Here is a 25,272-nt window from a genome sequence, read left to right as displayed (position 1 = left end):
CCAATGACCGCCCTTTCCCGTCTACATACTGCGATCTTTGGCCCGCTTGAACGCGCTGACTGGTTGCTGCCGACGTTGGCCCGTTTCCTGTTTGCCGCAGTGCTTGCTGTGTATTTCTGGGTCTCCGGGATGACAAAACTGGGCGACGGGATCTTTGGCATCTTCCAGCCTTCGCTGGGCGCCTATGCACAGATCTTTCCCAAGGTAATGGAGAATGTGGGCTACGACGTGACCCAGCTGAGCCTGTATCACTGGGCTGTGGTCACGGCAGGCACGGTTGCAGAATTCGTATTGCCCTTGCTGATCATCGCGGGTTTGCTGACGCGCCTCGCGTCGCTTGGGATGATTGGCTTCATCGTGGTGCAATCGCTGACCGACCTGAATGGCCATGACAAATGGGGCGACGGGCTGGTTTTGGGGGCGTGGTTCGATGCGCCATCAAACAGCCTGATCATGGACCAGCGTTCATTGTGGGTGTTCCTGCTGCTGGTGCTGGTGGTCAAGGGGGCCGGGCCGCTGTCCTTTGACCGCGCCCTTGCCCCGAAACCTGCGCTTGCCGAAGCCTAGGCCACGCCGAGCGCCGCCTGCACATCTTTGGTCCATCCAAGGTGCAGAGTGTCGCCATCAGCGACCAACGGCCGTTTCATCAATGTAGGGTGTGCTCCAAGCAAGTCTTGCGGCGTACCCTGGCGTTCAGCATCCGACAGACCGCGCCATGTGGTGGACCGCGTATTCACCAACTTGTCGCCAAACGTGGCGAAGGCCGCAGCCATCACATCGGTCGGTACGCCATCGGCCCGCACGTCCACAAAACGCGCCTCTGGAAGCGCCTTGATCACCTTGCGACAGGTGTCGCATGTTTTCAATCCGTATATTTCCATATCCACCTCTGCCCTTTGCGTTGAATTAAGCGGCAACCCGCGCGGATTACACCCCTCAACCTTGAATTTCGCGCCATAAGTGCAATCTCATTAAGTGGCGGCAGCGTCTGGATATTGCTGGCGCGATGACGGCCCCTGGCACGATGTTCCGCGTTTGGGGGAGACTGCAAGGTAAAGGAGGCACGGGAACATGCCAACTGGCACCGTGAAGTGGTTCAACACCACGAAAGGCTACGGATTTATTGCTCCGGATGAGGGCGGCAAAGACGTTTTTGTACATATTTCAGCCGTCGAACGGTCCGGGCTTACCGGGCTGGCCGACAACCAAAAAGTCAGTTTCGAACTGCTGGAAGGCAGGGATGGGCGCCAGATGGCTGGCGAGCTGAAACTGCTCTGACCCCCTGATACACACGACAAAGCGGCGCACGAGCCTATCCTGCGCCGCTTGCATTGATGTACGCGGTGATCAGTTGAACGTGCAGCCCTTGGTGCCAACCGGGCAGCTGCTTTGACGGACGCGATGCCGTTTCTTGGCCGCTGCGTGGGCCAGTGCCTGTTGGTAGCTGATGTCCTGATTTGGACGGCCACAGCAGATGGTGCCATCGATTGTCACGGGTTGCAGACCGGTTGGGCAGTAATTGTGCTGGCTGTGAAAGGCGTAAATCTTGGGGCCGGCTTGATCCTGCGCCAGAGCCGCCCCTGCCCCGAGAAGCACAAAGGCCGCAGCGGCTGTCATCACTTTGGTGAATGGCATATCTTCCCTCGTTCCTTCAACACACCACGAAATCTATGCAAACGATGCCGTTTGGCTGATCACAAGTCCAGTTTTTTTGCGGATCACACCACCGCACGCATGATTTACTCGGAATTTGCCGGTTTGTGGCTAGGCTGGCAACAGTCACTACAACCTGCGGGTATCCCGATGACCGAATTGATGCGGCTGCTGTCCCTCTACTACGCGTGCCAAGTGTCGGCCGAGACGCAATTCCCGTCGCCCACCGAATGGGCACGCTGCATGAGCCATTACCATGCGGTTAAGGCGCATTTTGCAGGTGACCTCACCGGACCCCGGGCGCAGATCGAAGGGTATCGGGCATGGAAAATGTGGGAAGAGGACAACGGCGCGCTGGTGGCCCAATTGAGGGATCGTGCTGCACCCTAGGCCGGGTTTTTCACCTCGGACCAGTGTTCGCCCATGGCCACGATGCAGGACGTGCCGCTGGCATACCGCACCACCATGGTCCAGTCGCCACGGCTGTCCGTCCACACCTCCATCATCTCTTCGGGACTGCGCATGCCGGTTGCGGTGCGCGTAGTGCCGAATTGCTGTTTCAGCCTGGCTTGCATCTGGTTGGTGGGGGCGCAGATCACCTCGGCTATCGGGTTGGCCGCGAGGGGTGTACCGAGCAGGAGAAAAGGGATGAATTTCCACATATCCCAAAGATAGCAGCTTTCAGGCCATGTGACAGTTTTATGACGCGCTGTGGATAAACCGCTTCTAACCGCGCGTGCAATCGAGACAGCGGGGAATGGTCGGGTCCGCCATCAGGCGTTTAGCTTCGACGGGCTCACCACAATCAGTGCAATAGCCATATTCATCGTCATCGAGCCGCTTGAGGGCAGCGTGGATGCGCTGGCGTTCGGCATTGCGCATCCGGGCCTGGGCCTGCGCCATGGCCTGGTTCTGGAGGGCGTCCATGCGGGAGAGACGGCCCACGGCTTGCTGATCAAGTTCCACGGTGGCCTGGGCGTGTGCGCCTGCTGCATCCTCGGCATCGAGGGTTCCGAGGCGGGCGTGGAGTTGGGTGCGCGGGTCCATGGGGGAGCGTAGGCTTTGGAGGGTCCATGGCGCAAGGCCGTCCCCGGTGAGGCGATGCGCGGCGCAATTGGTCGAGGTTTCGGCGGGGTGAGCACCGGTCCGGGCAATGCCCGGCAAACGATCCGGGGGATCGTTTGAGTTGCGAACGGGCGGAGCCCCGGGGCGCGTTTCAATTAGGCGCTGAGCCGCGGCAGCGCCGGACCGCGGGTTGGCGCAGCACCGGTGATACGGCGCGGTTTATGGTTGTGGTGTGAGTAAGTTTGGTGGGGCGGTGCGTTGGTGGTCATGTAGCGCCGGCCCGAGTGGGGTGATTGCCGATTCACGCAGTGACAAACGATCCGGGGGATCGTTTGAGGCCATCACGGGCGGAGCCCCGGGGTCGGCGCTGGCACGGCGGCCTTTGGCGTTGATTCCGCGCTGTTACATGTTCATCCTGAACCGAAGAATTCGGTTCACCGCCGAGAAAAAAGCCTGTTCGTCTAACCCCAAACGGCAGCCGTACCAGTATCATAAAACGCCACCTCCAGAGGAGGTCGATTTCTCATATCCGCGATCGCCCGGGCTTTTTTGACGATTGCTTGATTGGAACTCGAGCTGGGATCCCCGTGTAGTCCGACAAAGAGTCTTGGATACTTTCCCGCTCCCAGAAGCCTCAAGAAGTGATCATCGCTTTCCGCCAACGAATGCCCGTGAACAAAAAACGAAGCGCGAGTTTGCGTTACGGCACTTTTGAAGGCTCGATATGCTTGATGCAGATAACCACTATGCATAATCTTATTTTTCTTTGATTCTGAAGTGCCTTCAGCAACAAATAATGGTAAAGCGCCCTGCTCTATTGCCTGCCAGGATTGGTCTTTCAATCTCTTGTCTGTACGCACCCATGTAAACTTTTTTAATTGAGAACCATCGTCAAATAGATGGAGGGCGCCGTGCAAGTAATAAATCGACGCCCGAGCACGCGATCCTGCCTCACTTTGCCAAACCACATAGTCTTCTTTGACATCTGGGTCGTCATCACCAAATCCATCACGCGCAATGAGTTCAACATAGTCGCCATCTGAGAACTCAGTATGCATTACTGTCCAATACAACAGAAGATCATAGTTAAGCGTAAAAACCTTTCCTTTATCTGTACCAATGAAGTTCGCTAAAAATTGACGACAAGCAAAGTATTCCTCTTCGCTAATGTCAAAAGGACCATCTGGATGATTTTTTGTAACGGTAGAAATGAGAATTTTCTTGAGAGCTTTGGCGTCTGCCTGCATTTCTTGTGACGCGGTGATGGAGTCTTCGTCGTAAATGGGTATTAGACGACTGGAGCGCTCAAGAGCATTGATTACAAGCTCGAAGTCCTGTGTTTCAAGTTTCTTAAATACTTCTGGCAGCTTTGGGTTTTGGCTAAAGTCCGCTTTGCTGTACAGTGAACCATAGGTGAAAATCTTCGGTTTGCACGCGATACTAAAACCATTTCCCAGAAGTAAGTGGCGTGGATGGCCTTCGCTCGCATCGAGCGCTTCCTCAAAAGTCAACAATCTACTCATTACTCAACCTTTACTACTAATCAATTACAGAACAAAACTCCCGCCATTCCCCCTTGGACATGCCGGAATTCTCCTGCGTTACCTCTTCACCTTTCAACATTCTCTGAATACACGCAAGAGCTGTAGCGCTTAATGTTGCACCACCCATGCGATAGTCCTCGAAAGCTTTATACGCCGCAGGCACCCAATCCTTGACCATCTCGCAGATCGCATCCGCATAAACGCGGATTTCGTATTGCGCGTGCGCATCCGCCCGCAGCCGCAGGAAATGGAACAGGTTGTGCAGGTCCACTTTCCAATACCATTGGGTATAGATGTTCGCGGGCAGGTTCATGCGGGCGAGTTCGCGGGCGAGGCCGGACTGCCCCTCCTGACTGATCATCGCCTCGTAATTGTCATAGGCGCGGGTGCTGTCGGCCTTGAGGATTTCGAGGACGCGGGCGGCTTCTTGGCCCTGCAGCATCTCGCCCCTGCCCTGGTTGTTGACGACCGATTGGGCGGCAAGCGCGTCGGGTTCGGGGATGTAGAATTCGCGGTCGAGGATCGAGTAGCGGGCCGAGTATTCGTTCACGTTGGCCGTGCGGTGGCGGATCCACTGGCGGGCGACGAAGACGGGCAGTTTGACGTGCAGCTTGATCTCGCACATCTCGAAGGGCGTCGAGTGCCAGTGGCGCATGAGGTAGCGGATCAGCCCTTCGTCATTCTGGACGGATTTGGTGCCCTTGCCATAGCTGACGCGTGCGGCCTGGCAGATGGCGCTGTCGTCGCCCATGTAGTCGATGACGCGGACAAAGCCGTGGTCGAGCACAGGCTGGGCTTTGTAGAGATGCGCCTCCATCCCCGGGACGGTGGCACGGAGCGTGGGCTGCGTGTGGCTGCGCAGCTCTTCGATTTCGGCAAGCTGTTCGGGGCTGAGCGGCATGGGGCGCGTCCTTTATCCACAGAATCTATCAGGCCTACACCTTATATTGTGGATTGGCTGATGAGAACCGCTAGATCGGGGTCGTTTTTTGGCAACGGTTCACGGGCGGTGCGAATCAGTACGACCACGAAACCGTTGACTTCTGGGGGGTTACGGCGCTTTCTTGCCACAAAAGAGGCAGGACATAGACCGCAAAGGTTTTCAGGCATGAAACGGATAGTAGCAGTGTGCGCACTGACCGCTCTGGTGGCGGCATGTGGCAATGGCCCTCGAGAAGAGAGTGATACGGACGGAGGTGGCGGCACGCCAACCGATCCGCCAACCGACACTGGCGTTCCTGACGCCATCGCTGGCGATCTGGGCTCTATTAATTTCAACGCAGCGACAAATACGCTGACCGTCACCGGTCTGTCCCAAGACGGTACGCCCGTGGTGAACGAATACACACGCGTCGCGACGAGCTTTGTGGATGGATATGAGACCTTTACAGGTCAGAATGACCCGCTGGGCCGCCACGCAACGGCTTTTGTCGCCAGCCGGGATGGTGTTCAGGCAGGCGTGGTTATGACCGGGCCGCAGTTCAACACCTTCTTTGGCGGTTCGTTCTTTGAACGTACCGGCGCATACGTGGCCCCTACGGCACCGGAAAGCCGCTTTGACGTTACCTATTATGGCAACTACGCCGCTGGTCTGAATGGGGCGGGTCCTGTTACTGACCTACTCCCGACGCCCGGTGTGGACCCGAGCGTGGATACACCCAGCCAGACTGCGTATATCCGCGGGTTGATGTTTGTGAACGTTGACCTGAACGACCTGTCGGTTGAGGGGGAGATTTACAATCGGCTTGCAACCACCGCTGGCGGCGACATTGATCTACCGGACCTCGTCTTAGTCGATGGCACTTTGACCGACGATGGCACGTTCAGCGGCAACATTGAGCAAGATGAAAGCGACCCGGATTTCCCGATCAGCGACGCAAGCGACATCGGTGATTTTGCCGGTGTAATTGGTGGGCCATCGGGTGAATTTGTCGCCGGCGGCACTCGCGTCACCGACTTCACCGACAGCTTTGAGGGTGAAATCGAGCACGGCGTTTTTGTCCTCGACTTGTGTGTCGCGGGGAACACTGATCCGATCTGTGTAAACGCTCTGCAGCCATAAGGCCAATGAAACGAGCGCTTTTTGCAACTGCGCTGTCGCTGTGGGCGTCGGTGGGGCTGACGGCCCCCGAAACCCAAGACAGTCAGACGCTTACCATGGAACAGGCGCGCGTTCTTGCGCGCCAAGCGCTTTACGCGGGCCGCTTCGATCTGGCGCGAGATGTAGCCGCAGTGCTTGTGCGTGCGGATCCCGAGGATGCCTACGCCTATGGCGTGTTGGCCGCTGCGCATTCGCGACTGAATGACCCCAAGGAGGCTCGTTCAGCGGCCCGCCTGTCCTACAAACACAGTGAAACGTCCGCGCAAAAATTTGGCGCGGCCCGCACGGCTGCGAGTATCGCCTTTCAGCAGGAACGTCCAACGGCATCGCAGATCTGGTTGCGACTGGCCGCGACGCATGCCGAAACGCCCAGACAGGACGAGGTGCTTTCGCGCGACTATTCCAGAGTGCGCGGGGCCAATCCGCTGCGGTTCAACATCAATCTGTCGGTGGCCCCGTCGAACAATGTGAACGGCGGAACCGACAATGTGCTGGAAGTCAACAATGGCATTCCGACAGGCTCGGGCATTCAAGCGGGTTCACGTGCCCTTGATGGCACTGTTGGAACACTTGACGTCCAATTGCGTTATCGCCTGGCCCAGAGCCAGAAAAGCAGAACGACAGCGTCAGGACGCCTGTATGTCAGACGGGTCAAACTGTCTGCAGAATCAGAACGGGAATTGCAGGAGGACGCGGCAAGTCGCCGGGACACACCGCTGACAAATTCAAACTTCGACGAGACCTATGCAGACGTCGGTCTAGAACATACGTTTGCTCTAGGCGCGCCCGGCAACTCGGTGAGCGTGGGTGCGACACTTGGGGCAAAGTGGGCGAACGACACGCGGATTTACGATTCGACGAAGCTTACGGTTTCCCGGGGTCTGAAGCTGTCCGAGGCAACTCACTTGCGGCTACACAGTGGGTTCGAAAGACGGTTTGGGGTCATCAGTGACGCCAGAGACGCCAATATCCTGTCCATTGGCGGCACGATCAGCCACAATCTACGAGGCGGTGACAAACTGAGTGTAGGCCTGAGGGCCCAGGAGCAAAGCTCGGACTTCGTAAACGGTAACTCCACGACTGCGAGTCTTCGCGCCAATTACGTCTTTGGCAAACAACTTGGTCCGGTTCAGATTTCGACCGGTCTGACCCTTGGCTATACAGACTATGATGAGTTCTTCGTTTCAAATGGTTTGATACCGGGGCGCCAAGACGAAAGCCTTTACGGCGACGTTTCCTTTTTCTTTGCCGATTACGACTTCGCGGGCTTTGCCCCCAATCTGCGCATTCGTACGGGCCGCAAGGCGTCCAATGTGAACCGGTTCGAGACCGACGAAACCACAATCACCCTGGGTATCCAATCAAAGTTCTGAGAGGCTCTGGCCCCTTTTGGGCCGTATGCTAGGTTAGGCGCGACACCAACCCCTGACGGAGACCCCGCACATGGCACTGACCTATCTGCATACAATGGTCCGGGTGAAAGACCTGGACGCCTCGATGGCATTTTACAAACTGTTGGGCCTTGAGGAGACGCGGCGCCATGACAGCAAAGGCGGTCGGTTTTCGCTGATCTTCATGGCCCCACCCGAACAGCCGGAATGCCCTGTCGAGTTGACCCACAACTGGGATGGCGATAAAGGCTTGCCCGATGACAGTCGTCATTTCGGACACCTCGCCTACCGCGTCGATAATATCTACGAGACGTGCCAGCACCTGATGGACAATGGTGTGACCATCAACCGGCCGCCGCGCGATGGGCACATGGCCTTTGTCCGGTCGCCTGACAACGTGTCGGTCGAGCTGTTGCAGGCCGGCGATCCCCTACCCCCGGCCGAGCCATGGGCCAGCATGGAAAACACAGGCCATTGGTAAGAATTTCGGCCGTTTTGGCCATCTGCGTCGCCGCATCCCCCGCGGCGGCGTGTCGGCTGGCGTTGCTGTTGGCCCTTGATGTGTCATCATCCGTCGACGCGACCGAGGACCAGTTGCAGCGGGGTGGCCTGGTGGCTGCCCTGACGGCCCCCGAGGTGCGCGCAGCTTTCTTTGCCGTTGATGCGCCCGTGGCACTGGCCGTGTACGAATGGTCGGGGCGGTACAATCAGGAGGTTGTGCTGGACTGGACCCTGATCGACAGTCCCTCGGCGCTGCTGAGCGCTGCCGAAACCGTCGCCGCGAGCAAGCGGTCCCACAACGAGTTCCCTACGGCGATGGGCTATGCTCTTGGTTTCGGGGCCGAGATGCTGGGGCGTGCGCCGTCCTGCCTGTACCGCACCATTGATATGGCCGGAGACGGGCAGAACAACGAAGGCTTTGGCCCCCAACTTGCCTATCGCGAGTTTGCCTTTGACGAAGTGACGGTGAATGGTTTGGTTGTGAATGCAGCCGAATTTACATCGGAGACCATGTTGATCGAGTTCTACAAGCGTGAGGTGTTGCGTGGCCCCGGTGCCTTTCTGGAGGTGGCGCAGGGCTTTGAGGACTACGAGCGTGCGATGCGCCGGAAACTTGAGCGCGAGCTGACGCCGCCCGTGATCGGTGTGCTTGACCTGCACCGCAGCGACGGATGATCCGCGCGGCACTTATCTGGGCCGCGTGCATGGCCGCAACAAGTGCCGGGGCCGAGACGGCCTGTCGTCAGGCACTGGCGTTGGGGCTGGATGTGTCGGGATCGGTCGATGCCCTGGAGTATCGTTTGCAGATGGATGGGTTGGCGGCTGCTCTGGACAGCAGCAAGGTGCGCCAGGCCCTGTTGCAGGTGCCGTCCGCGCCTGTGCATCTGCTGGTCTATGAATGGAGTGGGCCGGAAGACCCGGAAGTGATCCTGCCCTGGACAGCGATTGACAATACGGCAGTTCTGAATGCTGTGATCGGTCAGTTGCGGGCGACCGAGCGGCGACAGGCCAGCCCCGGCACGGCGCTTGGTCTGGCCATGCGCGAGGGCGCGGCGCATCTGGCGGAACGTCCGGACTGCTGGAAGCGTACGTTGGACTTGTCGGGGGATGGCAAGTCGAACCTTGGTATCCGCCCCGTGGATGTGAAACCTGAATTGGAAGATACAGGCATTACCATCAATGCCCTGGTGATCGGGGTGGATGCGCCGGGCATGGGCGATGTGCAGCAAGGCGAAATCTCAGCGCTTTCCACCTACTTCCAGAACAATGTGATTGTCGGATCGGACAGCTTCGTCGAAACCGCGCTGGGTTTCGAGGATTACGCCGCTGCCATGGCCCGCAAGCTGGAACGGGAACTGGAAACGCTGATCCTTGGGGCAGCGTCCCCACCGTCAGGGCCCGGTATTCCGGGCCAAGACGATCAATAGATATAGCGGATCTGGTCTGTCCAATACCGTTCCATGCGCTTGAGCGACGCGGTGATATCAATAATCCCTTCGGGGCCAAGCACGCCCTTGGATTGCAGGCCATCTGCATGGCGCAGGAACAGTTCGTTCACCACGTCCCGGATCTTGCGCCCCTTTTCTGTCAGGCGCACCCGGACAGACCGGCGGTCAATCTCGCACCGCTGGTGGTGCATGTAGCCCATTTCGACCAGCTTCTTGAGGTTGTAGCTGACATTCGAGCCCTGGTAATAACCGCGGCTTTTCAATTCGCCTGCTGTCACCTCGTTGTCGCCGATATTGAACAGCAGCAGCGCTTGGACCGCGTTGATTTCGAGCACACCGACCCGTTCGAATTCGTCCTTGATCACATCAAGCAGCAAACGGTGCAGCCGTTCGACCAGCGATAGCGCCTCAAGGTAACCCACCATGAAGCCTGCGTTGGAAGCCGTTTTGTCGGCCATGCCTGGGACCTGGCCGATAGGGTCCTGAATGCTCATCCGTTTTTCTCCGACATCATCTGCTCTGGCCAGAAGATGCGGTTGATTCGGAAATATTCAGTTAAATGCGCCGGGGCCCTTATTTTTCGGGCTGAAACGTGCGTGACACCGCACCGACCAGATCAGCGAGATGTGTTGGCGCAGCCTCTTGCCCGGTCACCCACCGATACAGATCCTGATCGTTCTCGTTCAGCAGGGTGTCATACACGTCCAGTTCGGCATCCGTCATACCCGCCAGATGGCGCCCGGCATAGGTTGACAGGATCAGGTCCATTTCCTTGATCCCGCGGCGCATCGATCGCATGTGCAGCCGCTTCAAGCGATGTTCACGCGGCTCGTCAGACATCGGTTGGGGTCTGCATCGCGACGCGCAGCTTTTTCTCAAGCCGACCCAGTTGTTCGGCGCGCGCCAGCATGTCCGAACGCATGTCGCGCACCTCGGTCAGAAGATCACGCATATCGGCGGTCAGCGGCTCTTCGACCACGGGCGCATCGAGGCCTTCGCCTTCGCCATTGATCAGCCACATCATCGAAACATTCAGCAAGCCCGCCATCATCGACAGACGGTTGGCGCGCGGCTCACTCAGATCGTCTTCCCAAGCACGCAGTGTCGCCAGCCGCACGCCAAGACGCTTGGCAAGCTGCTTTTGGGTCATGCCGGCCTGCTCGCGTGCGCCGGCCACTCGGTCACCGAATGTTGCCGCTTCGGCGCTGTACCAGTCCTGCTGATCGTCCATGGGATTGCTCTCCTTCTCGGCGCTGGCGCTTGATCGCGCGGGGTACGCCGCCTATGAGGGTCTCGATAACCTCCTAACGCCCCGAGGCCAACATGACATTCCTTTCCGCGACACTCGACCGCGTTAAACCGTCCCCGACTGTCGCCCTGACAGGCCAGGTGGCTGCGCTGAAAGCGCAGGGCAAGGATATCATCGGCCTTGGTGCTGGTGAGCCGGATTTTGACACGCCGCAGAACATCAAGGATGCGGCCGTGGTGGCCATCGCGCTTGGCAAGACGAAGTATACTCCGGTTGACGGCATTCCAGAGCTGAAGCAGGCGATTGTCGAAAAATTCAAGCGCGACAATGGTTTGGACTATAGCTCGGCACAAGTGACCGTTGGTACGGGTGGCAAACAGATCCTGTATAACGCGCTGATGGCGACGCTGAACGAGGGCGATGAGGTGGTAATCCCTGCCCCTTACTGGGTCAGCTACCCAGACATGGTTCTGTTGGCAGGTGGCACGCCGGTCATCGCCGAGGCATCGCTTCAGACCGGGTTCAAGCTGACCGCCGATCAGCTGGAATCCGCCATCACCGACAAGACAAAGTGGCTGATTTTCAACTCGCCCTCTAACCCGACCGGTGCGGGCTATACCCGTGAGGAGTTGAAAGAGATCACCGACGTGCTGATGCGTCACCCCCATGTCTGGGTGATGACGGACGACATGTACGAACACCTTGTCTATGACGACTTCGAGTTCACGACCCCAGCCCAGATCGAACCGCGCCTCTATGACCGCACTCTGACCGTCAACGGGGTCAGCAAAGCCTATGCCATGACCGGCTGGCGCATCGGTTATGCCGCGGGACCCGAAGAGCTGATCAAGGCGATGCGCAAGGTGCAGTCGCAATCCACGTCGAACCCCTGTTCGGTCAGCCAATACGCCGCAGTCGAGGCCCTGAACGGCACGCAAGAGTTCATTGCGCCCAACAACGACGTGTTCAAGCGCCGTCGGGATCTGGTGGTCGAGATGCTGAACGCCGCAGAGGGCATCGCCTGTCCGGTTCCGGACGGTGCGTTCTATGTCTATCCGTCCATCGCGGGCTGCATCGGCAAGACATCGGCCGCAGGCGCGAAGATTGTCGATGACGAGGCGTTTTGCACAGCGCTGCTAGAAGAGACCGGCGTTGCGGTCGTGTTTGGTGCCGCCTTTGGGCTATCGCCAAACTTCCGCGTCAGCTACGCTACGTCGGACGAGGCCCTGAAAGAGGCCTGCACCCGCATCCAGACCTTCTGTGCGGGGCTGAGATAACGAGGGTTGGCATATGGGCGCGGAGCTTCCTGACTATTACTTCCGTGTACGCGAGAACGGAGCGGCGGTGTTTCGGGTGGATACCGAGAACCGGCAACGCCGGATTGAGATGGACCAGATCGCGGTGGTCAACATCCGCAATGGCGAGATCAAGCCCCATGGCGATCGCACCCTGTCGTCCGACGACCTGGCGCGGATCGAGGCATGGATGAAAAACCGGGCCCAGGTGCTGGCCCATCGCGACATTGACGACATTCACCGCGCGATTGATTACCTGAACCTGACCACCCATTGGGCGCAAAGCCGCGCGACAGAGGATCAGTTGGAAGACGTGACTGACGCCCTGCTGCTGGCGATGCACGATCTGAGATCCGTACTGGTGCGCAAGAAGGCAGACCGCCTGATGAAAGGGACGAAAGGCTGACACAGTCCGTCGCATCCGCTCGGCGGATAGGCACTGAAATTATGTAATTTTTTAGGATAAATTTGATCACTTTCCGCCGACGATATGCGGCGGTGTAGGTGATGCTAGGCAATGGAACGGCTTGGCGGCACTGGCTGGATCGATCAATCAGCCAGGAGACATGCAAATGCCCCAGCCACCCATCGCGCCGATCACACCCAACGGTCTGGAGACCATTGCAGAGCTTGTTGAGACAGAACCGGGCCTGATCGTAAACATTTATCCCGAGGACATCCAAGGCGGCGCAGACGCCGCGCGTCAAATGAACGAAGTGTTCGAAACGGCGATGACCGCCACCGACGTCAATACCGATGGCATTTTGACACCTGAAGATTTGTACATCCTGTCCGCATACATTCAGAACAACGCTGCCCTTTATGCGGCGTTCATTGAGGGGCACGGCGACGACGAGGGCAACGAGGAAACCGGGTTTCACCTTGTTCAAGGTGATGGCGGTGCCTTGGAGTTCCGGGGGCGCGACTTCATCGATACAGTGGCTGACGCGATCTACCACCTCGGTTTCGACATCGTTGATGGCCGGTTCGAAAATGAAGACGGCAATGAGAACGAGCGCGTCACCGATGTTGCGGGGTGGATGAATTATTTCGTCAACGGCGAAAGCCGGGTGTACGGCACGGACGCCGCCGAAACCCTGCGATCCGGCGACTACAGCTTTGCCTTGGCAGATGCGGCACATGAAATTTTTACCGCGGGCGCTGGAAACGACCAGATTTGGGCAGGGGCTGGCGATGACACGGTGTTTGGCGGCGGTGGCAACGACACCTCGGCCGGTGGTGACGGCGACGACTATCTTAATGGTCAGGTCGGATTTGATGAGATGTGGGGTGAAGGTGGCAACGACACCCTGCTTGGTCAAAACGGCGAAGACAGGCTTGGCGGCGGTGAAGGCGATGATTTCGTCAACGGCGGTGCGGGTAATGATCGCTTGTATGGCAACGAAGGTGACGACACGATCTGGGCCGGCATAGGCAATGACGTGCTGTCTGGCGACATAGGCAATGACAGTCTGCGTGCGGATGGCGGCAACGACACCCTATGGGGCGATGAAGGCAACGATGTGCTGTTCGCTGGCCGCGGCGCGGACAATGCCCATGGTGGCAGCGGCAACGACACTGTTCTGGCTGGCGCGGGGAACGATAGTGTCACTGGCGGTGATGGAAATGACGCGTTGCGGGGTGCAGGCGGTTTCGACACCTTGCGCGGAGGCGAAGGCGACGACGACATCAACGGCAATGGTGGCAATGACTCTATCAGCGGCGATGAAGGCAATGACCTGCTGAGAGGAGAAGCCGGGCAGGACACGCTGCACGGCGGAGAAGGTAACGACACAATTTACGGTCAGGGCGGCGATGACAGCATCCGCGGCAACGACGGGAACGACCGGTTGATCGGGTCCGGCGGCAACGATGACATGCACGGCGGCGATGGGATCGATGTTTTGTCGGGTGGCACAGGCAACGACACCGTATCTGGCGGCGATGGAGCAGATCGCGTCGCGGGAGGCGCCGGGGCTGACCTGATCCTTGACTACGAAGACGTCGAGGCACGCGATGTATTTGTCTTCAACCCGGGCGACAGCGGCACGACAGATGGCACGATGGATGAGATCAGGGGTTTTACCTCCATCATCGACAAGATCGACCTGACCGCCTTTGGGGGTCTGACATTCGTTGAGGGTAACACGTTCTCGGGCACACGGGCCGAGGTGCTGTTTGACGGCGATTTTGTGCAGATCGACAGTGATGGTGATGGCGCAGTCGACGAGATGATCGAATTGGTCTGGGTCAATGCGGTCGAAGCGGCGGATTTCATTCTTTAGACACAGTGGAATTGAGAGAGGAACGGGGCTTGCTCACCGCCCTGTCCTTTTTCATTGGGCTGAGACAGATCTCTGTCCGGTAATGCGTCCCAGTCGCGGCACGGACACCGTCCAGAACCGCAGCATGAGCGCCACGCCGGCGCAGGCCAGCCCAAGCACAAGGCCCAGCCAGATGCCCGGACCACCCCAATCCAGTACGAACCCAAGAATGTACGAGGCAGGCATCCCAACCAGCCAATAAGACACCCCGGCAAGCACCATGGGCACCGTTGTATCCTGCACTCCGCGCAACAGGCCCAGCGCGATCACCTGCGCCCCATCCACCAGCTGGAACAGTGCAGCAAGGGCCAGCAGCAGCACTCCGATTTCGAGAATCTGGTTCCGCGCGGGTTCATCACGGTTCATGAACAGTGAGATCAGCGGTTCAGGCAGCGCGATGAACAGGACGATCGTGGCAACGGCCATTCCAAGGCTCATCACGATGACGGTGCGGGCGCCGCGCAGCATGTGGTCCAGATCGCCGCGGCCATAGGCGTTGCCCGCCCGGATCGTTGCAACATTGCTGAGCCCGAGATGCACCATGAAGGTGATGGATGCCAGCTGCAGGGCGATGTTGTGCGCGGCGAGCGGAATGGTTCCGAGCCAACCCATCATGAAAGCAGAGGCGGCGAACAGCCCGACCTCGCTGAGGTTGGTGAGACCGATGGGCAGCCCAAGGCGAAACACTTTGCCCAACATCTCCCAATCTGGACGCCAGAGCCGTTTGAGCAGTTGGTGTTCGGGAAGCACGATCAGCGCATAGCCGATAACACCGATCACCATGACGAATTGCGTCACCAGCGATGCCACCGCCGCTCCTGCGATCCCCCATGCCGGGGCACCCCAGTTTCCGAAGATGAACGCATAATTTGCCAACGCGTTGGTCAGCGCAGCCGCCAGGGTGATCCAAAGGACAATCTGGGTCCGTTCGAGCGCGGCCAGATAGCTTTTGAACGTCATGACGAGCAGGGCCGGAATGATCCCCCAGCCCGCGATGCTCAGGTATTCGGCCCCGAGGGCCGCCACCTGTTCGGTTTGTCCCAGCGCCAGCAACACGCTTTCGGCCATGACCATGACCGGCAAGGCCAGCACCGCAAAGCCCAAGCTCAACCACAGCCCCATGCGCGTGGCACGGCGCAAGTTGGTTTCGTCCCGCTCGGCATGGAACGATGCGACCATGGGCATCACGGCCCAGGCAAAGCCTGAGCCCATGAGGAACAAAACAAAAAACAGGCTGCCTGCAACGCCCTGGGCCGCGAGTTCCTCGACCCCGTACCAGCCCAACATGACCGTGTCGGTCACGCCGATTGCAATCTGTCCGAGGTGCCCACCGATCAACGGCAGGCCAAGGGCAAGGATTGCACGCGCGTGCGCGCCATATGACATCTTTTGGGTGGACATGTCCCACCCTTACGCCTGCTTTTTGTGCAAGAAAAGCCCCAGCGTCACACGGGTGACGGGATGCCGCCCTTCCCCCTTAGAGCAACGGCCAAACGAGCGTTGTCGCAACGAGTGCGATCAATGCGCCGGCCATGATCTCGATCACACCCATGGCGCGGATGCTGCCTGCACCCGACCAGCCCGAAAACGCCGATTCCCGTGCGCTGACCGCGACAAGTGCCACAAGGACCGTGACGCTGGCCGTCCCCAACCCCATGACCAAAGCCCCCGCGACCCCTGCCCACGGGATGCCGAGACCAAAGCATAGGATCAACAGGAACACGGCCCCGGTGCAGGGCCGTATGGCGATAGAGCCGATGATGGCAATCGCATCCCGCCATGAAGACACCGAAGCCGCCTGATCGACGCTGGGTCCATGTGCGTGACCGCAACTGCTGCAATGCCCATTCTCGTCAATGGAATGCACAACGACACTGCGCGCACGGCGCATGCCGCGCACCATCAGCCAGAGCCCGACGAGCGCAATCGCCATGTAACTGGCGGGGGCCAGCACTTTTTCGGCCGCGTCCGTCAATTCGCTGCGGCCCCATCCCAGAACCCATGCCCCGAGCGCCACCAGCAGCACCGCCATCAGCGCCTGCGCCAGGGAAGATGCCACCGCCAGCCATGACAAGCGCCACGCGGTCACCTGCTCGGCAGCGCCGTAGCCCCCGATTACCAGCTTGCCATGTCCCGGCCCGGCCGCATGAAAGAAACCGTAGGCTGCGCAAACGCCCATCAGGGCAAACCATGCGCCCGGCTCCCCTGCCCGGACGGCGCGCAGACCACCCGCAAGCGCCGTTTGCGTTTCACGCTGCTGGGCGGCGGCCCATTGACCGATATCTGCCATGCCGCCAAAGCCAAAGAGCCAGAGAAGCGCTGCGGCACAGGCCAGAAGAACGCCGATCCTTAGCCCGCGCATGACAGCGTGACCGTGTCAGCAAAGGACTCACCGACTTCCGGATAAGACTCTTCGGCCTGAGCCGTTGGCGTGGCGTACAACAGCTCTTCCACCAGCGTATACGCCGCATCAAGGTCAGCGGGCTGGATTGTTGCGGTACACGGGCCATCCATGGCGACCGGACCGATCAAGTGATACGCCGTGTAGAATGTCGGATCATATGCCTTGAGGATGACCCCCTCGGCCGGACCTCGGGCGGGTCGAAAATGCGCGGACGTGATCCGCCCATCGCTGACCGAGACGCCCCGTCCGGACGGCTTTCCAAGCGCCACGGAGGTTCCGTTGCGCGTCGCGTAGCTGTCCCCTTCAAATCCTTCGATCCATTGCAGGTCGAAACCATTCAATCGGGCCAGCTCTGCATCCGTGAGTTCGGCATCACCATCTGGATCCAGTCCAAGATCTGCCATCAGAAGCAGAGAATAGAACTCGTCATAGGTCCAATGCACCTCGACGCCTTCCAAAGTGCCATCGGCACTGACCACAACTTTCAGTTTGGTATCGACGAACACGTGCGGATGGGTCGACGCCGCATTGGCGGACAAGACCAAAGCCGCGGCAACGGCAAGAGATCGACGAAATGACATTGCCCAGATTTAGGCAAGGCGGTGCGCCGCCTCAACCCCGATTTGCATATTGCGCGACAGCCCGCCCGGAGAAGAGGCATTGCGACACAGATCACCACTTGCACCTGCGAGTGGCTCTGTCACAGTAGGAAAAGCATTACCATAGGTTGAATCTATCCAAAGGATGCCTCCATGACTCTCTCACGCGCAATAGGTCCGGCGCTGGCCGCAACCCTGACCACGGCTGGCGCTTGGGCGAACTCGATTGATCAAATTCGCCCGGACGCACCTGCATTGGCGCAGTACGGTGCCTTCCCAATCGGTGTGCAAACCCTTGACGTGACAATTCCCGACAGCATCGATGTCGTGAATGTTAAGGGCAAGACCATGCCCACCTATGATCGCCCCCTGACACTGGAAGTCTGGTATCCGGCAGCGGAGGGGACAGAGCAAGGCGGCACATACACCGCCATCCTGCGTGACGGAGCAACCGAGGTCACGTTGAACGGTCGCGCCGCGCGAGATGCACAACCTGCAAGCGGCGCCCGTTTTCCCCTGGTGATCATCAGCCATGGGTATCCCGGGAACCGTTTCCTGATGAGCCATTTGGGCGAAAACCTTGCATCCAAGGGGTATGTCACTGTGTCGATTGATCACACGGACAGCACCTATTCCGACCAAGCCGCCTTTGGATCGACCCTGTACAACCGCCCGTTGGACCAAGCCTTTGTGCTGGATCACATGGCTGAATTGCAGGGGCCGTTGGGCGACATCATTGATGCCGATCATACAGGCGTCGTGGGCTATTCCATGGGTGGCTATGGTGCGTTGATCTTTGGGGGTGCGGGTGTCACCCAAGCCTCGACCGAGTTCAGCTGGGGGGCGCCGAATGATCTGCTGGAGGCGCATCTGGCCATGTCCGACAGTCACGAGGCCCTGATGGATGACCGCGTCAAAGCGATCATCGCCATTGGGCCTTGGGGCAACAACGCGGGGTTCTGGGATACAAGCGGGACGGCTGGCCTGCGCGTGCCCACGATGTTCATGGCAGGCGGGGATGACGATGTTTCCGTCTATGACGCCATGCGTGAGCTGTTTACCGGCGCGGTGGGCGCGGATCGTCATCTGTTGACGTTTGACTATGCCAATCACAACGCCGCGGCCCCGATCCCGGCCCCCATAGAAAGCTGGGAGCCTGTTGAGGGTCTCGATTTCCTTCCCTTCGAGCACTATGCCGATGCGGTGTGGGATACGACGCGAATGAATAACATCGCCCAGCACTTCGCCACGGTGTTCTTCGATCTGCACCTCAAGGGTGATGCGGCCAAGGCCGAGTATCTTGAGCTGGTGCCCGATTCCCGCAACGGGCTGGTTGACCTTGATGATGCGGGCAACCCGACCGAGGATCACACCTATTGGCAGGGATTTGCGCCGCGCACGGCCAAGGGTCTGCGGTTCGAAACGCTGCCAAAGGGTCAGTGATGGACGTCACCACACGCGAACTTGGCGGGCACACGTTCACGGTGAGGACATGGGGGGACTCGGCGCATCCGATGATTTTGATGCTGCATGGGTTTCCCGAATATGGCGGCGCGTGGGATGAGATCGCGACACGTCTGTCTGACCGCTATTATTGCGTCGCCCCCGACCAGCGTGGGTACGGTGCGAGCTATGCGCCCGACGATGTCGGCGAATATGCGACGTCGAAACTGGTTGGTGACATGGTGCACCTTATCGCCGATCGCGGTCCCGTGATTGTCATGGGCCATGACTGGGGCGCCTCTGTCGCCTATGGCCTGGCCATGTTCCGACCCGAACTGGTGTCGCACCTGATCATTGCCAACGGTGTGCACCCGGTCCCCTTTCAGCGCGAGATGGCGGCGGGTGGAGCACAATCCGAGGCATCCCAGTACATCAACTTCCTGCGCAGCGAGGGGTCCGAGGATACGCTTGCCGCAGATGATTTCGGGAAGCTTCTCAAGCTGTTCTCGGCCAAGATGGACATGAGCTGGCTCGCAGGCGACCGGCTGAACGCTTACAAGGCCGTGTGGCGACAATCGGGGCTGCGCGGCATGATCAACTGGTACCGCGCCTCGCCTCTGATCGTGGCTGACCCCGGCGTGCCCGTAGAAATGCCCGACCTTCCCTTGGATCGGTTGCAGGTGGGCTGTCCGCATTTGCTGATCTGGGCCGATGGCGACACGGCGTTGTTACCTGTTTCGACGGAAGGCTTGGAGGATTTTGCGCCGTCACTGACCCGTGCGCATGTTTCGGATGCCGACCACTGGTTGCTGCACCAGCAGCCCGATGCCATTGTGGAGATCATGAACAACTGGCTTGGCTGATGTCTTCCCAAGTGGCTTTGAGCGCGTCATAGTTGTCGCATTTCAAAGCACGGAGATATTTTCATGAGCCATAGATACGATATCAAGCTGGCCGCGCAGATGGCCGAAGCCTCTTACGCGGGCAGAAGCAATGCCTCATTGGCCAACGCGTGGCGGGACGGTCTGGACGAAAATGACGTTCAGGCGATCTTCCTCAAAGGAGACATTCTGCTGATCCCCGGATCGAATTCTGTGATGGATTACCTCAAGTACAACCTGCGCGTTCTGAACATCGGCGGCAAGCGATACCGGCTGGCGGATGATGACACGGAAAAGGGCGCGTCCGGCACCGTGTGGCATCAGGGATTTCTGGCCCATGCCAAGGGGATCTTTGACTGGCTGCAAAAGAAGAACCACCGCCCGAAATACATCATCGGTCATTCGCTTGGGGCGGCTGCGACACAAATCCTTGTGCGCACCTATGGTGTGCCCGGTATCGGGTTCGCCGCCCCACGCCCGCGCCGCAGCCCCGGTGCCATCAAGCATTCGAACCTGTGCCTGTGCATCAACCGCGACGATGACGCCGTGTGCGATCTGCCGGGGTCGTTTCACCATATGGGGCACGTGCATAAGGCCCGCGCACGCCGGTCCGTCTTTGGCCCGGATCACAGTATGAAGCACTACCGTAAGGTTATCGACGAACAGCAGACGTCGGGGCATCTACGGGCACACTGGCCGGGTTGATACGCTCTTCCCCCGTCTGACCGGCTCTGGCATAGTGCGCTGCAACCAACAAAGAGCAGCAGCCATGTCCGATCTTCTTGCCGGGGCCAGTGGGCCTTCTGACTACGATGCCTCCTCCATTCAGGTGCTGGAGGATATGGAGCACGTGCGCCTGCGCCCAGGCATGTATATCGGGGGCAAGGACGACCGCGCACTGCACCACATGGTGGCCGAGATCATCGACAACTCGATGGACGAGGCGGTCGCCGGACACGCCACGTGGATCGAGGTGGAGCTGCACGAAAACGGCCATGTGTCCGTGCGTGACAACGGCCGCGGCATTCCAACCGATCCGCATCCCAAGGACCCGTCCAAAAGCGCGTTGGAAATCATTTTTTGCACGCTAAACGCGGGCGGCAAATTCTCGGGCGACAGTTACGAGACATCGGGTGGTCTGCATGGGGTCGGGTCCTCCGTCGTCAACGCCCTGTCCGACCATCTGCGCGTTGAAGTGGCGCGCAATCGCGAGCTGTTTGCCATGGAGTTTTCCAGGGGCGCCCCACAAGCGCCATTGGCAAAGATCGGTGCCGCCCCCAATCGGCGCGGCACGTCCGTTACCTTCCATCCCGATCCGGAAATCTTTGGGTCGCTGAAACTGAAACCCGCCCGCCTGTTCAAGATGGCGCGGTCCAAGGCCTACCTGTTCTCAGGCGTGGAAATCCGCTGGAAGTCGGCGATCGCCGATGGCGACACGCCGCAAGAGGCGACATTCCACTTTCCCGGCGGGCTGTCCGACTATTTGACCGAAGCGTTGGGTGGGGCCACCACCTATTCCGACGCCCCTTTTGCCGGGTCGGTGTCCTTTGAGAAGTTCAAGGTGCCGGGCAAGGTCGAATGGGCGATCAACTGGACGCCCAGCCGCGACGGTTTCATCCAATCCTACTGTAACACCGTGCCCACGCCCGAGGGCGGTACGCACGAAGCCGGGTTCTGGGCTGCGATCCTGAAGGGGATCAAGGCCTATGGCGAGCTGGTGAACAACAAGAAAGCCAACACAATCACGCGCGAGGACCTGATCACAGGCGCGGGCGCGCTGGTGTCCTGCTTTATCCGCGAACCTGAGTTCGTGGGACAAACCAAGGACCGCCTTGCCACGGTCGAGGCACAACGGATGGTCGAAAACTCGGTCCGCGACCATTTTGACAACTGGCTGGCCGCCGACACGAAATCCGCCGGCGCCATCCTTGATTTTCTGGTCCTGCGCGCCGAGGAACGGCTGCGCAGGAGGGCCGAGAAAGAAACACAACGCAAATCCGCCACTAAGAAACTTCGGCTTCCCGGCAAATTGGTGGACTGCTCTTCATCAACACGCGATGGCACGGAATTGTTCATTGTCGAGGGCGACTCGGCTGGCGGGTCGGCCAAGATGGCGCGGGACCGCAAGACCCAGGCCCTGCTGCCCCTGCGCGGCAAAATCCTGAACGTGCTGGGCGCGGCTTCGTCCAAGCTGGGCTCGAATGCCGAGATTTCGGACCTGACGCAGGCGCTTGGCGTGAGCCTTGGGGCCAAGTTCAACATCGATGATCTGCGCTACGACAAGGTCATCATAATGACGGATGCGGATGTCGATGGCGCGCATATCGCGGCGCTGCTGATGACGTTCTTCTACACCCAGATGCGGCCCATGATCGATGCCGGTCACCTGTATCTGGCCTGCCCGCCCCTGTTCCGGCTGACCCAAGGAGCCAAACGGGTCTATTGCCTGGACGAGGTTGAGAAAAACACGCTGATGGAGAGCGGTCTGGGCGGCAAGGGCAAGATCGACGTGTCCCGCTTCAAAGGTCTGGGCGAGATGGACGCGAAGGACCTGAAAGACACCACCATGAACCCCGCGACGCGCAAGCTGATCCGCGTGTCGATTGACGAGGATGAACCGGGCGAGACCGGAGACCTTGTGGAGCGCCTGATGGGCAAGAAGCCGGAGATGCGGTTTCAGTATATTCAGGAGAATGCGCGGTTTGTGGAGGAGTTGGATGTTTGAGGCACTGGGCATCGCCTCGGATCTAAGGCCCGCGCTGGTTGGTGCGGCCTTTGGCACACTGGCCACGATTCTGGTTCAGTACATCACCCACCGCTATAGACTTTTTATGTCATTCAAGCGCTTCAAACATGACCTGCGCAATCTTGATCGGCACATCCACGCATCCATCGAAAGCCTTAAAGTTCCTGATGGCAGTCCCCGCTACCTCATTGCAGCGCGCTTGCGATTTTGCAAATTCATGGACGGAATGCGTTCAATCGAACAGCTGGAATGGCTGACCCAGCGCCGCGATTCTGATCGCATATTGCCAACCTTGCTTGCGATCCGAAACAGCGACACGTTTATGGAAGAAATCGCCCGCCGCATCGACAGTATGACCGATGACGAGGTTGATGAAGCGCTGCGCCAAGGACAAATCAATATGTCTTTTCTGCATAAGGCCGCGGAGAAGCTGGGTTACGCCAATAGTATGAGTCAGAACTCGGCATACAAGGTTCCCGTTAAAGAGATACTGGACGAGTTGAACGACAAATAGATGAGTTGAGAAGCACATTTCAACAACGGCGAATTCGACAAAGGGGTAGGCCACCTCATCGACGTGCCGCGGAGCGGTGATCTGACCTCTCCGCAGCAGTGCGTTATGACTGCCACGTACATCTTCGATCTGAACGACGCGCATACGCCAACCATATCGCCGTGCCGGGGGGCGGCCCGGCCCCTCTCGCGCATTGCTACGCAATACGCTGCCGGTCTACGCGCCTGCCTTGCAGGCGCATGGATGGGGCGGCGCCTGCGGCTTGATTCCGCCCTTTGGTGCGCTGTTCGGACGGCCGCGTGGGGCAATCCTATTGTGCTTCACAGAACGATGCTCTGCTGGACGACGTGACGAATCCATAAACCCGGCTCCTCTCGGCATCTTTTCTTCGAAAAGAGCCTGCCGGGCGACGCGCCCGCTGTGCGGGCGCTGGGAAAAAGCGGAGGCTTTCGCCTCCGCCACCACTCGATACGCGAAGCGGGATACATCTCGATCCGCTTCCTCCTTGATATGCCTCGGGTCGGGTTAACGAGCGCTTACTCAACCAAGGCGCTTTCTGGGCGTTGTAACGGCGGCGGAGGGCCGACTTGTTAAAAGGGGGAACCAAAAGGGCCCTCCGCCGCGCTGATCCACCCCCGGGACGTCCAGATCACCGGGGGCAGGAACGTCTTAGACCGTGGCGCCGACGATGACCCACAAGCTCATCATGGCGGCAAAGCCAAACACGGTCGGAATGATAACCTTTTCCATCACTACTCTCCTTTCCAGGCAGGCCGGGAACACGTGAGTGGTGGCCTGCGGTGCGATCCGCGGAGAAGGCCCCCGCGATGATAGGAAAGAGGTGGGCGCGGAGGTTTGACACAAAAACCCCCTGCCCCATCACCTCTGATCACGGAGATGCGACAGCGGCGCGAGGCATCGCGTGGTTTCAAGCCTTGATCCCGGCCCCTTTCTGCCCCCTACTGCGGGCATGATCCTGCGCCTGTTTCTGATCCTGAGCCTGCTGGCCGCCTGTGGCCGTACGCTGACCGATGCCGAACGTGCTTTCGCAGACAGCATCCATGGCGATCAGCTGAACCATCAGCGGGTGCGCCTGATTGACGGGGCGCCGACCCGCGCCGTTACGTTCAAGCGCAAAGCCCGGCCCCGGACCACCTGCCGTGAGCGTATCCTACCGCCCCCGACCAGCGACACGATCACCGCAAAACCGGCGGCTGTTGCCCTGTGGCAGAACGTTCTGTTCGACAAGGACTGGTATCTGGACGATTACGTCCCCGCCTATCCGCAAGAGATCAACCTGATCGCAGCCATGCTGTTGGCCCATGAGTTGACCCATGTGTGGCAGTGGCAGAACCGGGAGATCACTGGATACTCCCCTCTCAAGGCCGCGCGCGAGCATCGGTTCAGTGACGATCCCTACCTCTTTGACGTGTCGGCGGAGCGGAAGTTCCTCGACTTTGGATTTGAACAGCAAGGGTCCATTGTCGAGGAATTCGTATGCTGCCGGGCGCTGGACCCTCAAGGCGGGCGGACACAGCGCCTGCACGCCCTGATCTCACAAGCGATGCCCGTCTCCCCCCTGCCGCAATCCCGGCAACATGACGTGCGCTTGCCTTGGGATGGCGTGCAGGTGAACGGGATTTGTGCGTAATCCAAATCAGAAAGATGGAGGTGCCGGAATGGCCCAATATGCCGTGATCATGCTGCTGGCCGGTATCGGCATCCCAGTCTTGGCTGCGCTGAATGCTGCGCTTGGCACGCGATTGGGCAGTCCGGCGGCCGCCGCAACGGTTCTGTTTGTCATCGCCTTCGGGACGGCAGCGGTCGTGTTCGTCCTGACGGGCGCGCAGGGGCTGTCCAAGTTGTCCACGGCGCCAAAACACCTCTTTCTAGCGGGTGTTCTGATCGCCTTCTACGTGCTTAGCATTACCTACATCGCCCCACATTTTGGCATTGGGAACGCCGTATTCTTCGTGCTGCTGGGCCAATTGATCTCAGCCGCGGCGATTGACCATTTCGGGTTGTTTGGCGCGCAGGCGACGTCCCTTGGCATGGCCCGCATGGGGGGCATCGCCCTTATGGCCCTGGGCGTCTGGTTGACCCAGCTCGCCTGA

At 59.3% G+C, this 25,272-nt stretch carries 30 protein-coding genes; 18 read left to right on the top strand and 12 right to left on the bottom strand.

Annotated elements, in window-relative coordinates:
- Positions 1-3: 3 nt before the first annotated feature.
- On the top strand, positions 4-567 hold the full coding sequence (locus tag Q1A51_RS06435; protein ID WP_299598562.1) for a DoxX family protein: 564 nt from the start codon (positions 4-6) through the stop codon (positions 565-567).
- Here the strand turns inward: Q1A51_RS06435 and Q1A51_RS06430 are convergent.
- On the bottom strand, positions 564-881 hold the full coding sequence (locus Q1A51_RS06430; protein ID WP_299598565.1) for an ArsC/Spx/MgsR family protein: 318 nt from the start codon (positions 879-881) through the stop codon (positions 564-566). The genes Q1A51_RS06435 and Q1A51_RS06430 overlap by 4 nt on opposite strands.
- A gap of 190 nt (positions 882-1,071) precedes the next feature.
- Between Q1A51_RS06430 and Q1A51_RS06425 the strand changes: the two genes are divergently transcribed.
- A complete protein-coding gene (locus tag Q1A51_RS06425; RefSeq protein WP_039682550.1) occupies positions 1,072-1,278 on the top strand; it encodes a cold-shock protein in 207 nt (68 codons plus the stop codon).
- 69 nt (positions 1,279-1,347) lie between these two features.
- Here Q1A51_RS06425 and Q1A51_RS06420 read toward each other — a convergent pair whose 3' ends face one another.
- Entirely contained in the window at positions 1,348-1,635 is a 288-nt protein-coding gene (locus Q1A51_RS06420) for a hypothetical protein (protein ID WP_299598569.1), read from the bottom strand.
- 99 nt (positions 1,636-1,734) lie between these two features.
- Between Q1A51_RS06420 and Q1A51_RS06415 the strand changes: the two genes are divergently transcribed.
- Positions 1,735-2,043 carry a hypothetical protein gene (locus Q1A51_RS06415; protein WP_299598572.1) on the top strand — a complete coding sequence of 103 codons (309 nt, stop codon included), beginning with the start codon at positions 1,735-1,737 and terminating at the stop codon, positions 2,041-2,043.
- Here the strand turns inward: Q1A51_RS06415 and Q1A51_RS06410 are convergent.
- From Q1A51_RS06410 to thyX, 4 genes are all read right to left on the bottom strand, one after another.
- Positions 2,040-2,315: a hypothetical protein gene (locus Q1A51_RS06410; RefSeq protein ID WP_299598575.1), complete on the bottom strand. Its 276-nt coding sequence runs from the start codon at positions 2,313-2,315 to the stop codon at positions 2,040-2,042. The genes Q1A51_RS06415 and Q1A51_RS06410 overlap by 4 nt on opposite strands.
- 64 nt (positions 2,316-2,379) lie before the next feature.
- The gene (locus Q1A51_RS06405) at positions 2,380-2,700 is read right to left on the bottom strand and encodes a TraR/DksA C4-type zinc finger protein (protein WP_299599669.1); all 321 of its coding nucleotides are present in this window, start codon (positions 2,698-2,700) and stop codon (positions 2,380-2,382) included.
- A 479-nt stretch (positions 2,701-3,179) separates the two neighbouring features.
- Positions 3,180-4,241 (bottom strand): DUF4917 family protein, encoded by a 1,062-nt coding sequence (locus Q1A51_RS06400; RefSeq protein WP_299598578.1) that lies wholly within the window; start codon positions 4,239-4,241, stop codon positions 3,180-3,182.
- 16 nt (positions 4,242-4,257) lie between these two features.
- Positions 4,258-5,163 (bottom strand): FAD-dependent thymidylate synthase, encoded by a 906-nt coding sequence (gene thyX / locus Q1A51_RS06395; RefSeq protein ID WP_299598581.1) that lies wholly within the window; start codon positions 5,161-5,163, stop codon positions 4,258-4,260.
- Positions 5,164-5,370: 207 nt separating this feature from the next.
- Here thyX and Q1A51_RS06390 point away from each other — a divergent pair, with 207 nt between their 5' ends.
- The 5 genes from Q1A51_RS06390 to Q1A51_RS06370 all read left to right on the top strand — a co-directional run bounded on the left by Q1A51_RS06390 (position 5,371) and on the right by Q1A51_RS06370 (position 9,682).
- On the top strand, positions 5,371-6,324 hold the full coding sequence (locus Q1A51_RS06390; protein ID WP_299598584.1) for a hypothetical protein: 954 nt from the start codon (positions 5,371-5,373) through the stop codon (positions 6,322-6,324).
- A gap of 5 nt (positions 6,325-6,329) precedes the next feature.
- On the top strand, positions 6,330-7,736 hold the full coding sequence (locus Q1A51_RS06385) for a hypothetical protein (protein ID WP_299598587.1): 1,407 nt from the start codon (positions 6,330-6,332) through the stop codon (positions 7,734-7,736).
- 70 nt (positions 7,737-7,806) lie between these two features.
- Positions 7,807-8,235, top strand: coding sequence for a VOC family protein (locus tag Q1A51_RS06380; protein ID WP_299598590.1), 429 nt, complete (start codon positions 7,807-7,809; stop codon positions 8,233-8,235).
- On the top strand, positions 8,202-8,930 hold the full coding sequence (locus Q1A51_RS06375) for a DUF1194 domain-containing protein (RefSeq protein ID WP_299598594.1): 729 nt from the start codon (positions 8,202-8,204) through the stop codon (positions 8,928-8,930). The genes Q1A51_RS06380 and Q1A51_RS06375 overlap by 34 nt, the downstream gene beginning before the upstream one ends.
- The gene (locus Q1A51_RS06370; RefSeq protein ID WP_299598597.1) at positions 8,927-9,682 is read left to right on the top strand and encodes a DUF1194 domain-containing protein; all 756 of its coding nucleotides are present in this window, start codon (positions 8,927-8,929) and stop codon (positions 9,680-9,682) included. Before Q1A51_RS06375 ends, Q1A51_RS06370 begins: the two co-directional genes overlap by 4 nt.
- On the opposite strand, the gene Q1A51_RS06365 is transcribed toward Q1A51_RS06370, so the two are convergent.
- The 3 genes from Q1A51_RS06365 to Q1A51_RS06355 form a co-directional block, all read right to left on the bottom strand.
- Positions 9,676-10,161: a winged helix DNA-binding protein gene (locus tag Q1A51_RS06365; RefSeq protein ID WP_299207645.1), complete on the bottom strand. Its 486-nt coding sequence runs from the start codon at positions 10,159-10,161 to the stop codon at positions 9,676-9,678. The two genes, Q1A51_RS06370 and Q1A51_RS06365, sit on opposite strands and share 7 nt — an antisense overlap.
- Positions 10,162-10,276: 115 nt before the next feature.
- On the bottom strand, positions 10,277-10,543 hold the full coding sequence (locus Q1A51_RS06360; protein ID WP_299598600.1) for a succinate dehydrogenase assembly factor 2: 267 nt from the start codon (positions 10,541-10,543) through the stop codon (positions 10,277-10,279).
- Positions 10,536-10,934, bottom strand: coding sequence for a helix-turn-helix domain-containing protein (locus Q1A51_RS06355; RefSeq protein WP_299598603.1), 399 nt, complete (start codon positions 10,932-10,934; stop codon positions 10,536-10,538). Before Q1A51_RS06355 ends, Q1A51_RS06360 begins: the two co-directional genes overlap by 8 nt.
- A 92-nt stretch (positions 10,935-11,026) precedes the next feature.
- Between Q1A51_RS06355 and Q1A51_RS06350 the strand changes: the two genes are divergently transcribed.
- The 3 genes from Q1A51_RS06350 to Q1A51_RS06340 all read left to right on the top strand — a co-directional run bounded on the left by Q1A51_RS06350 (position 11,027) and on the right by Q1A51_RS06340 (position 14,532).
- Positions 11,027-12,229 carry a pyridoxal phosphate-dependent aminotransferase gene (locus Q1A51_RS06350; protein WP_299598606.1) on the top strand — a complete coding sequence of 401 codons (1,203 nt, stop codon included), beginning with the start codon at positions 11,027-11,029 and terminating at the stop codon, positions 12,227-12,229.
- Positions 12,230-12,242: 13 nt separating this feature from the next.
- Positions 12,243-12,653 (top strand): hypothetical protein, encoded by a 411-nt coding sequence (locus Q1A51_RS06345; RefSeq protein ID WP_299598608.1) that lies wholly within the window; start codon positions 12,243-12,245, stop codon positions 12,651-12,653.
- A gap of 166 nt (positions 12,654-12,819) precedes the next feature.
- Positions 12,820-14,532: a calcium-binding protein gene (locus Q1A51_RS06340; RefSeq protein ID WP_299598611.1), complete on the top strand. Its 1,713-nt coding sequence runs from the start codon at positions 12,820-12,822 to the stop codon at positions 14,530-14,532.
- A gap of 51 nt (positions 14,533-14,583) precedes the next feature.
- Here Q1A51_RS06340 and Q1A51_RS06335 read toward each other — a convergent pair whose 3' ends face one another.
- The 3 genes from Q1A51_RS06335 to Q1A51_RS06325 form a co-directional block, all read right to left on the bottom strand.
- Positions 14,584-15,972 carry an MATE family efflux transporter gene (locus Q1A51_RS06335; protein WP_299598613.1) on the bottom strand — a complete coding sequence of 463 codons (1,389 nt, stop codon included), beginning with the start codon at positions 15,970-15,972 and terminating at the stop codon, positions 14,584-14,586.
- A 76-nt stretch (positions 15,973-16,048) separates the two neighbouring features.
- On the bottom strand, positions 16,049-16,933 hold the full coding sequence (locus tag Q1A51_RS06330) for a hypothetical protein (protein WP_299598616.1): 885 nt from the start codon (positions 16,931-16,933) through the stop codon (positions 16,049-16,051).
- Complete coding sequence (locus tag Q1A51_RS06325) at positions 16,921-17,556, bottom strand: DUF1007 family protein (protein ID WP_299207255.1); 636 nt, start codon at positions 17,554-17,556, stop codon at positions 16,921-16,923. Before Q1A51_RS06325 ends, Q1A51_RS06330 begins: the two co-directional genes overlap by 13 nt.
- A gap of 171 nt (positions 17,557-17,727) precedes the next feature.
- On the opposite strand from Q1A51_RS06325, the gene Q1A51_RS06320 reads away from it, so the two are divergent.
- The 7 genes from Q1A51_RS06320 to Q1A51_RS06290 all read left to right on the top strand — a co-directional run bounded on the left by Q1A51_RS06320 (position 17,728) and on the right by Q1A51_RS06290 (position 25,272).
- On the top strand, positions 17,728-19,017 hold the full coding sequence (locus tag Q1A51_RS06320; RefSeq protein WP_299207253.1) for an alpha/beta fold hydrolase: 1,290 nt from the start codon (positions 17,728-17,730) through the stop codon (positions 19,015-19,017).
- Entirely contained in the window at positions 19,017-19,880 is an 864-nt protein-coding gene (locus Q1A51_RS06315) for an alpha/beta hydrolase (protein ID WP_299598620.1), read from the top strand. The genes Q1A51_RS06320 and Q1A51_RS06315 overlap by 1 nt, the downstream gene beginning before the upstream one ends.
- A gap of 63 nt (positions 19,881-19,943) precedes the next feature.
- Positions 19,944-20,603: a hypothetical protein gene (locus Q1A51_RS06310; RefSeq protein ID WP_299598622.1), complete on the top strand. Its 660-nt coding sequence runs from the start codon at positions 19,944-19,946 to the stop codon at positions 20,601-20,603.
- Positions 20,604-20,667: 64 nt separating this feature from the next.
- Entirely contained in the window at positions 20,668-22,623 is a 1,956-nt protein-coding gene (locus tag Q1A51_RS06305; RefSeq protein ID WP_299598625.1) for a DNA topoisomerase IV subunit B, read from the top strand.
- Positions 22,616-23,158, top strand: a complete 543-nt coding sequence (locus Q1A51_RS06300) for a hypothetical protein (RefSeq protein ID WP_299598628.1) — start codon at positions 22,616-22,618, stop codon at positions 23,156-23,158. The genes Q1A51_RS06305 and Q1A51_RS06300 overlap by 8 nt, the downstream gene beginning before the upstream one ends.
- A 970-nt stretch (positions 23,159-24,128) precedes the next feature.
- On the top strand, positions 24,129-24,809 hold the full coding sequence (locus Q1A51_RS06295) for a hypothetical protein (RefSeq protein ID WP_299598631.1): 681 nt from the start codon (positions 24,129-24,131) through the stop codon (positions 24,807-24,809).
- 28 nt (positions 24,810-24,837) lie between these two features.
- Positions 24,838-25,272, top strand: a complete 435-nt coding sequence (locus tag Q1A51_RS06290; protein WP_299598634.1) for a DMT family transporter — start codon at positions 24,838-24,840, stop codon at positions 25,270-25,272.

Origin of the sequence: uncultured Tateyamaria sp., from assembly GCF_947496075.1 — a bacterium.
Taxonomy (GTDB): Bacteria; Pseudomonadota; Alphaproteobacteria; order Rhodobacterales; family Rhodobacteraceae; genus Tateyamaria.
This window is presented reverse-complemented; position numbering and strand designations above follow the sequence as displayed.

Bases quoted from the DNA above. Each gene is read 5' to 3' on its own strand.
- Q1A51_RS06435 (WP_299598562.1), top strand. From the start codon at position 4: ATGACCGCCCTTTCCCGTCTACATACTGCGATCTTTGGCCCGCTTGAA.
- Q1A51_RS06430 (WP_299598565.1), bottom strand. From the start codon at position 881: ATGGAAATATACGGATTGAAAACATGCGACACCTGTCGCAAGGTGATC.
- Q1A51_RS06425 (WP_039682550.1), top strand. From the start codon at position 1,072: ATGCCAACTGGCACCGTGAAGTGGTTCAACACCACGAAAGGCTACGGA.
- Q1A51_RS06420 (WP_299598569.1), bottom strand. From the start codon at position 1,635: ATGCCATTCACCAAAGTGATGACAGCCGCTGCGGCCTTTGTGCTTCTC.
- Q1A51_RS06415 (WP_299598572.1), top strand. From the start codon at position 1,735: ATGATTTACTCGGAATTTGCCGGTTTGTGGCTAGGCTGGCAACAGTCA.
- Q1A51_RS06410 (WP_299598575.1), bottom strand. From the start codon at position 2,315: ATGTGGAAATTCATCCCTTTTCTCCTGCTCGGTACACCCCTCGCGGCC.
- Q1A51_RS06405 (WP_299599669.1), bottom strand. From the start codon at position 2,700: ATGGACCCGCGCACCCAACTCCACGCCCGCCTCGGAACCCTCGATGCC.
- Q1A51_RS06400 (WP_299598578.1), bottom strand. From the start codon at position 4,241: ATGAGTAGATTGTTGACTTTTGAGGAAGCGCTCGATGCGAGCGAAGGC.
- thyX (WP_299598581.1), bottom strand. From the start codon at position 5,163: ATGCCGCTCAGCCCCGAACAGCTTGCCGAAATCGAAGAGCTGCGCAGC.
- Q1A51_RS06390 (WP_299598584.1), top strand. From the start codon at position 5,371: ATGAAACGGATAGTAGCAGTGTGCGCACTGACCGCTCTGGTGGCGGCA.
- Q1A51_RS06385 (WP_299598587.1), top strand. From the start codon at position 6,330: ATGAAACGAGCGCTTTTTGCAACTGCGCTGTCGCTGTGGGCGTCGGTG.
- Q1A51_RS06380 (WP_299598590.1), top strand. From the start codon at position 7,807: ATGGCACTGACCTATCTGCATACAATGGTCCGGGTGAAAGACCTGGAC.
- Q1A51_RS06375 (WP_299598594.1), top strand. From the start codon at position 8,202: ATGGGCCAGCATGGAAAACACAGGCCATTGGTAAGAATTTCGGCCGTT.
- Q1A51_RS06370 (WP_299598597.1), top strand. From the start codon at position 8,927: ATGATCCGCGCGGCACTTATCTGGGCCGCGTGCATGGCCGCAACAAGT.
- Q1A51_RS06365 (WP_299207645.1), bottom strand. From the start codon at position 10,161: ATGGCCGACAAAACGGCTTCCAACGCAGGCTTCATGGTGGGTTACCTT.
- Q1A51_RS06360 (WP_299598600.1), bottom strand. From the start codon at position 10,543: ATGTCTGACGAGCCGCGTGAACATCGCTTGAAGCGGCTGCACATGCGA.
- Q1A51_RS06355 (WP_299598603.1), bottom strand. From the start codon at position 10,934: ATGGACGATCAGCAGGACTGGTACAGCGCCGAAGCGGCAACATTCGGT.
- Q1A51_RS06350 (WP_299598606.1), top strand. From the start codon at position 11,027: ATGACATTCCTTTCCGCGACACTCGACCGCGTTAAACCGTCCCCGACT.
- Q1A51_RS06345 (WP_299598608.1), top strand. From the start codon at position 12,243: ATGGGCGCGGAGCTTCCTGACTATTACTTCCGTGTACGCGAGAACGGA.
- Q1A51_RS06340 (WP_299598611.1), top strand. From the start codon at position 12,820: ATGCCCCAGCCACCCATCGCGCCGATCACACCCAACGGTCTGGAGACC.
- Q1A51_RS06335 (WP_299598613.1), bottom strand. From the start codon at position 15,972: ATGTCCACCCAAAAGATGTCATATGGCGCGCACGCGCGTGCAATCCTT.
- Q1A51_RS06330 (WP_299598616.1), bottom strand. From the start codon at position 16,933: ATGCGCGGGCTAAGGATCGGCGTTCTTCTGGCCTGTGCCGCAGCGCTT.
- Q1A51_RS06325 (WP_299207255.1), bottom strand. From the start codon at position 17,556: ATGTCATTTCGTCGATCTCTTGCCGTTGCCGCGGCTTTGGTCTTGTCC.
- Q1A51_RS06320 (WP_299207253.1), top strand. From the start codon at position 17,728: ATGACTCTCTCACGCGCAATAGGTCCGGCGCTGGCCGCAACCCTGACC.
- Q1A51_RS06315 (WP_299598620.1), top strand. From the start codon at position 19,017: ATGGACGTCACCACACGCGAACTTGGCGGGCACACGTTCACGGTGAGG.
- Q1A51_RS06310 (WP_299598622.1), top strand. From the start codon at position 19,944: ATGAGCCATAGATACGATATCAAGCTGGCCGCGCAGATGGCCGAAGCC.
- Q1A51_RS06305 (WP_299598625.1), top strand. From the start codon at position 20,668: ATGTCCGATCTTCTTGCCGGGGCCAGTGGGCCTTCTGACTACGATGCC.
- Q1A51_RS06300 (WP_299598628.1), top strand. From the start codon at position 22,616: ATGTTTGAGGCACTGGGCATCGCCTCGGATCTAAGGCCCGCGCTGGTT.
- Q1A51_RS06295 (WP_299598631.1), top strand. From the start codon at position 24,129: ATGATCCTGCGCCTGTTTCTGATCCTGAGCCTGCTGGCCGCCTGTGGC.
- Q1A51_RS06290 (WP_299598634.1), top strand. From the start codon at position 24,838: ATGGCCCAATATGCCGTGATCATGCTGCTGGCCGGTATCGGCATCCCA.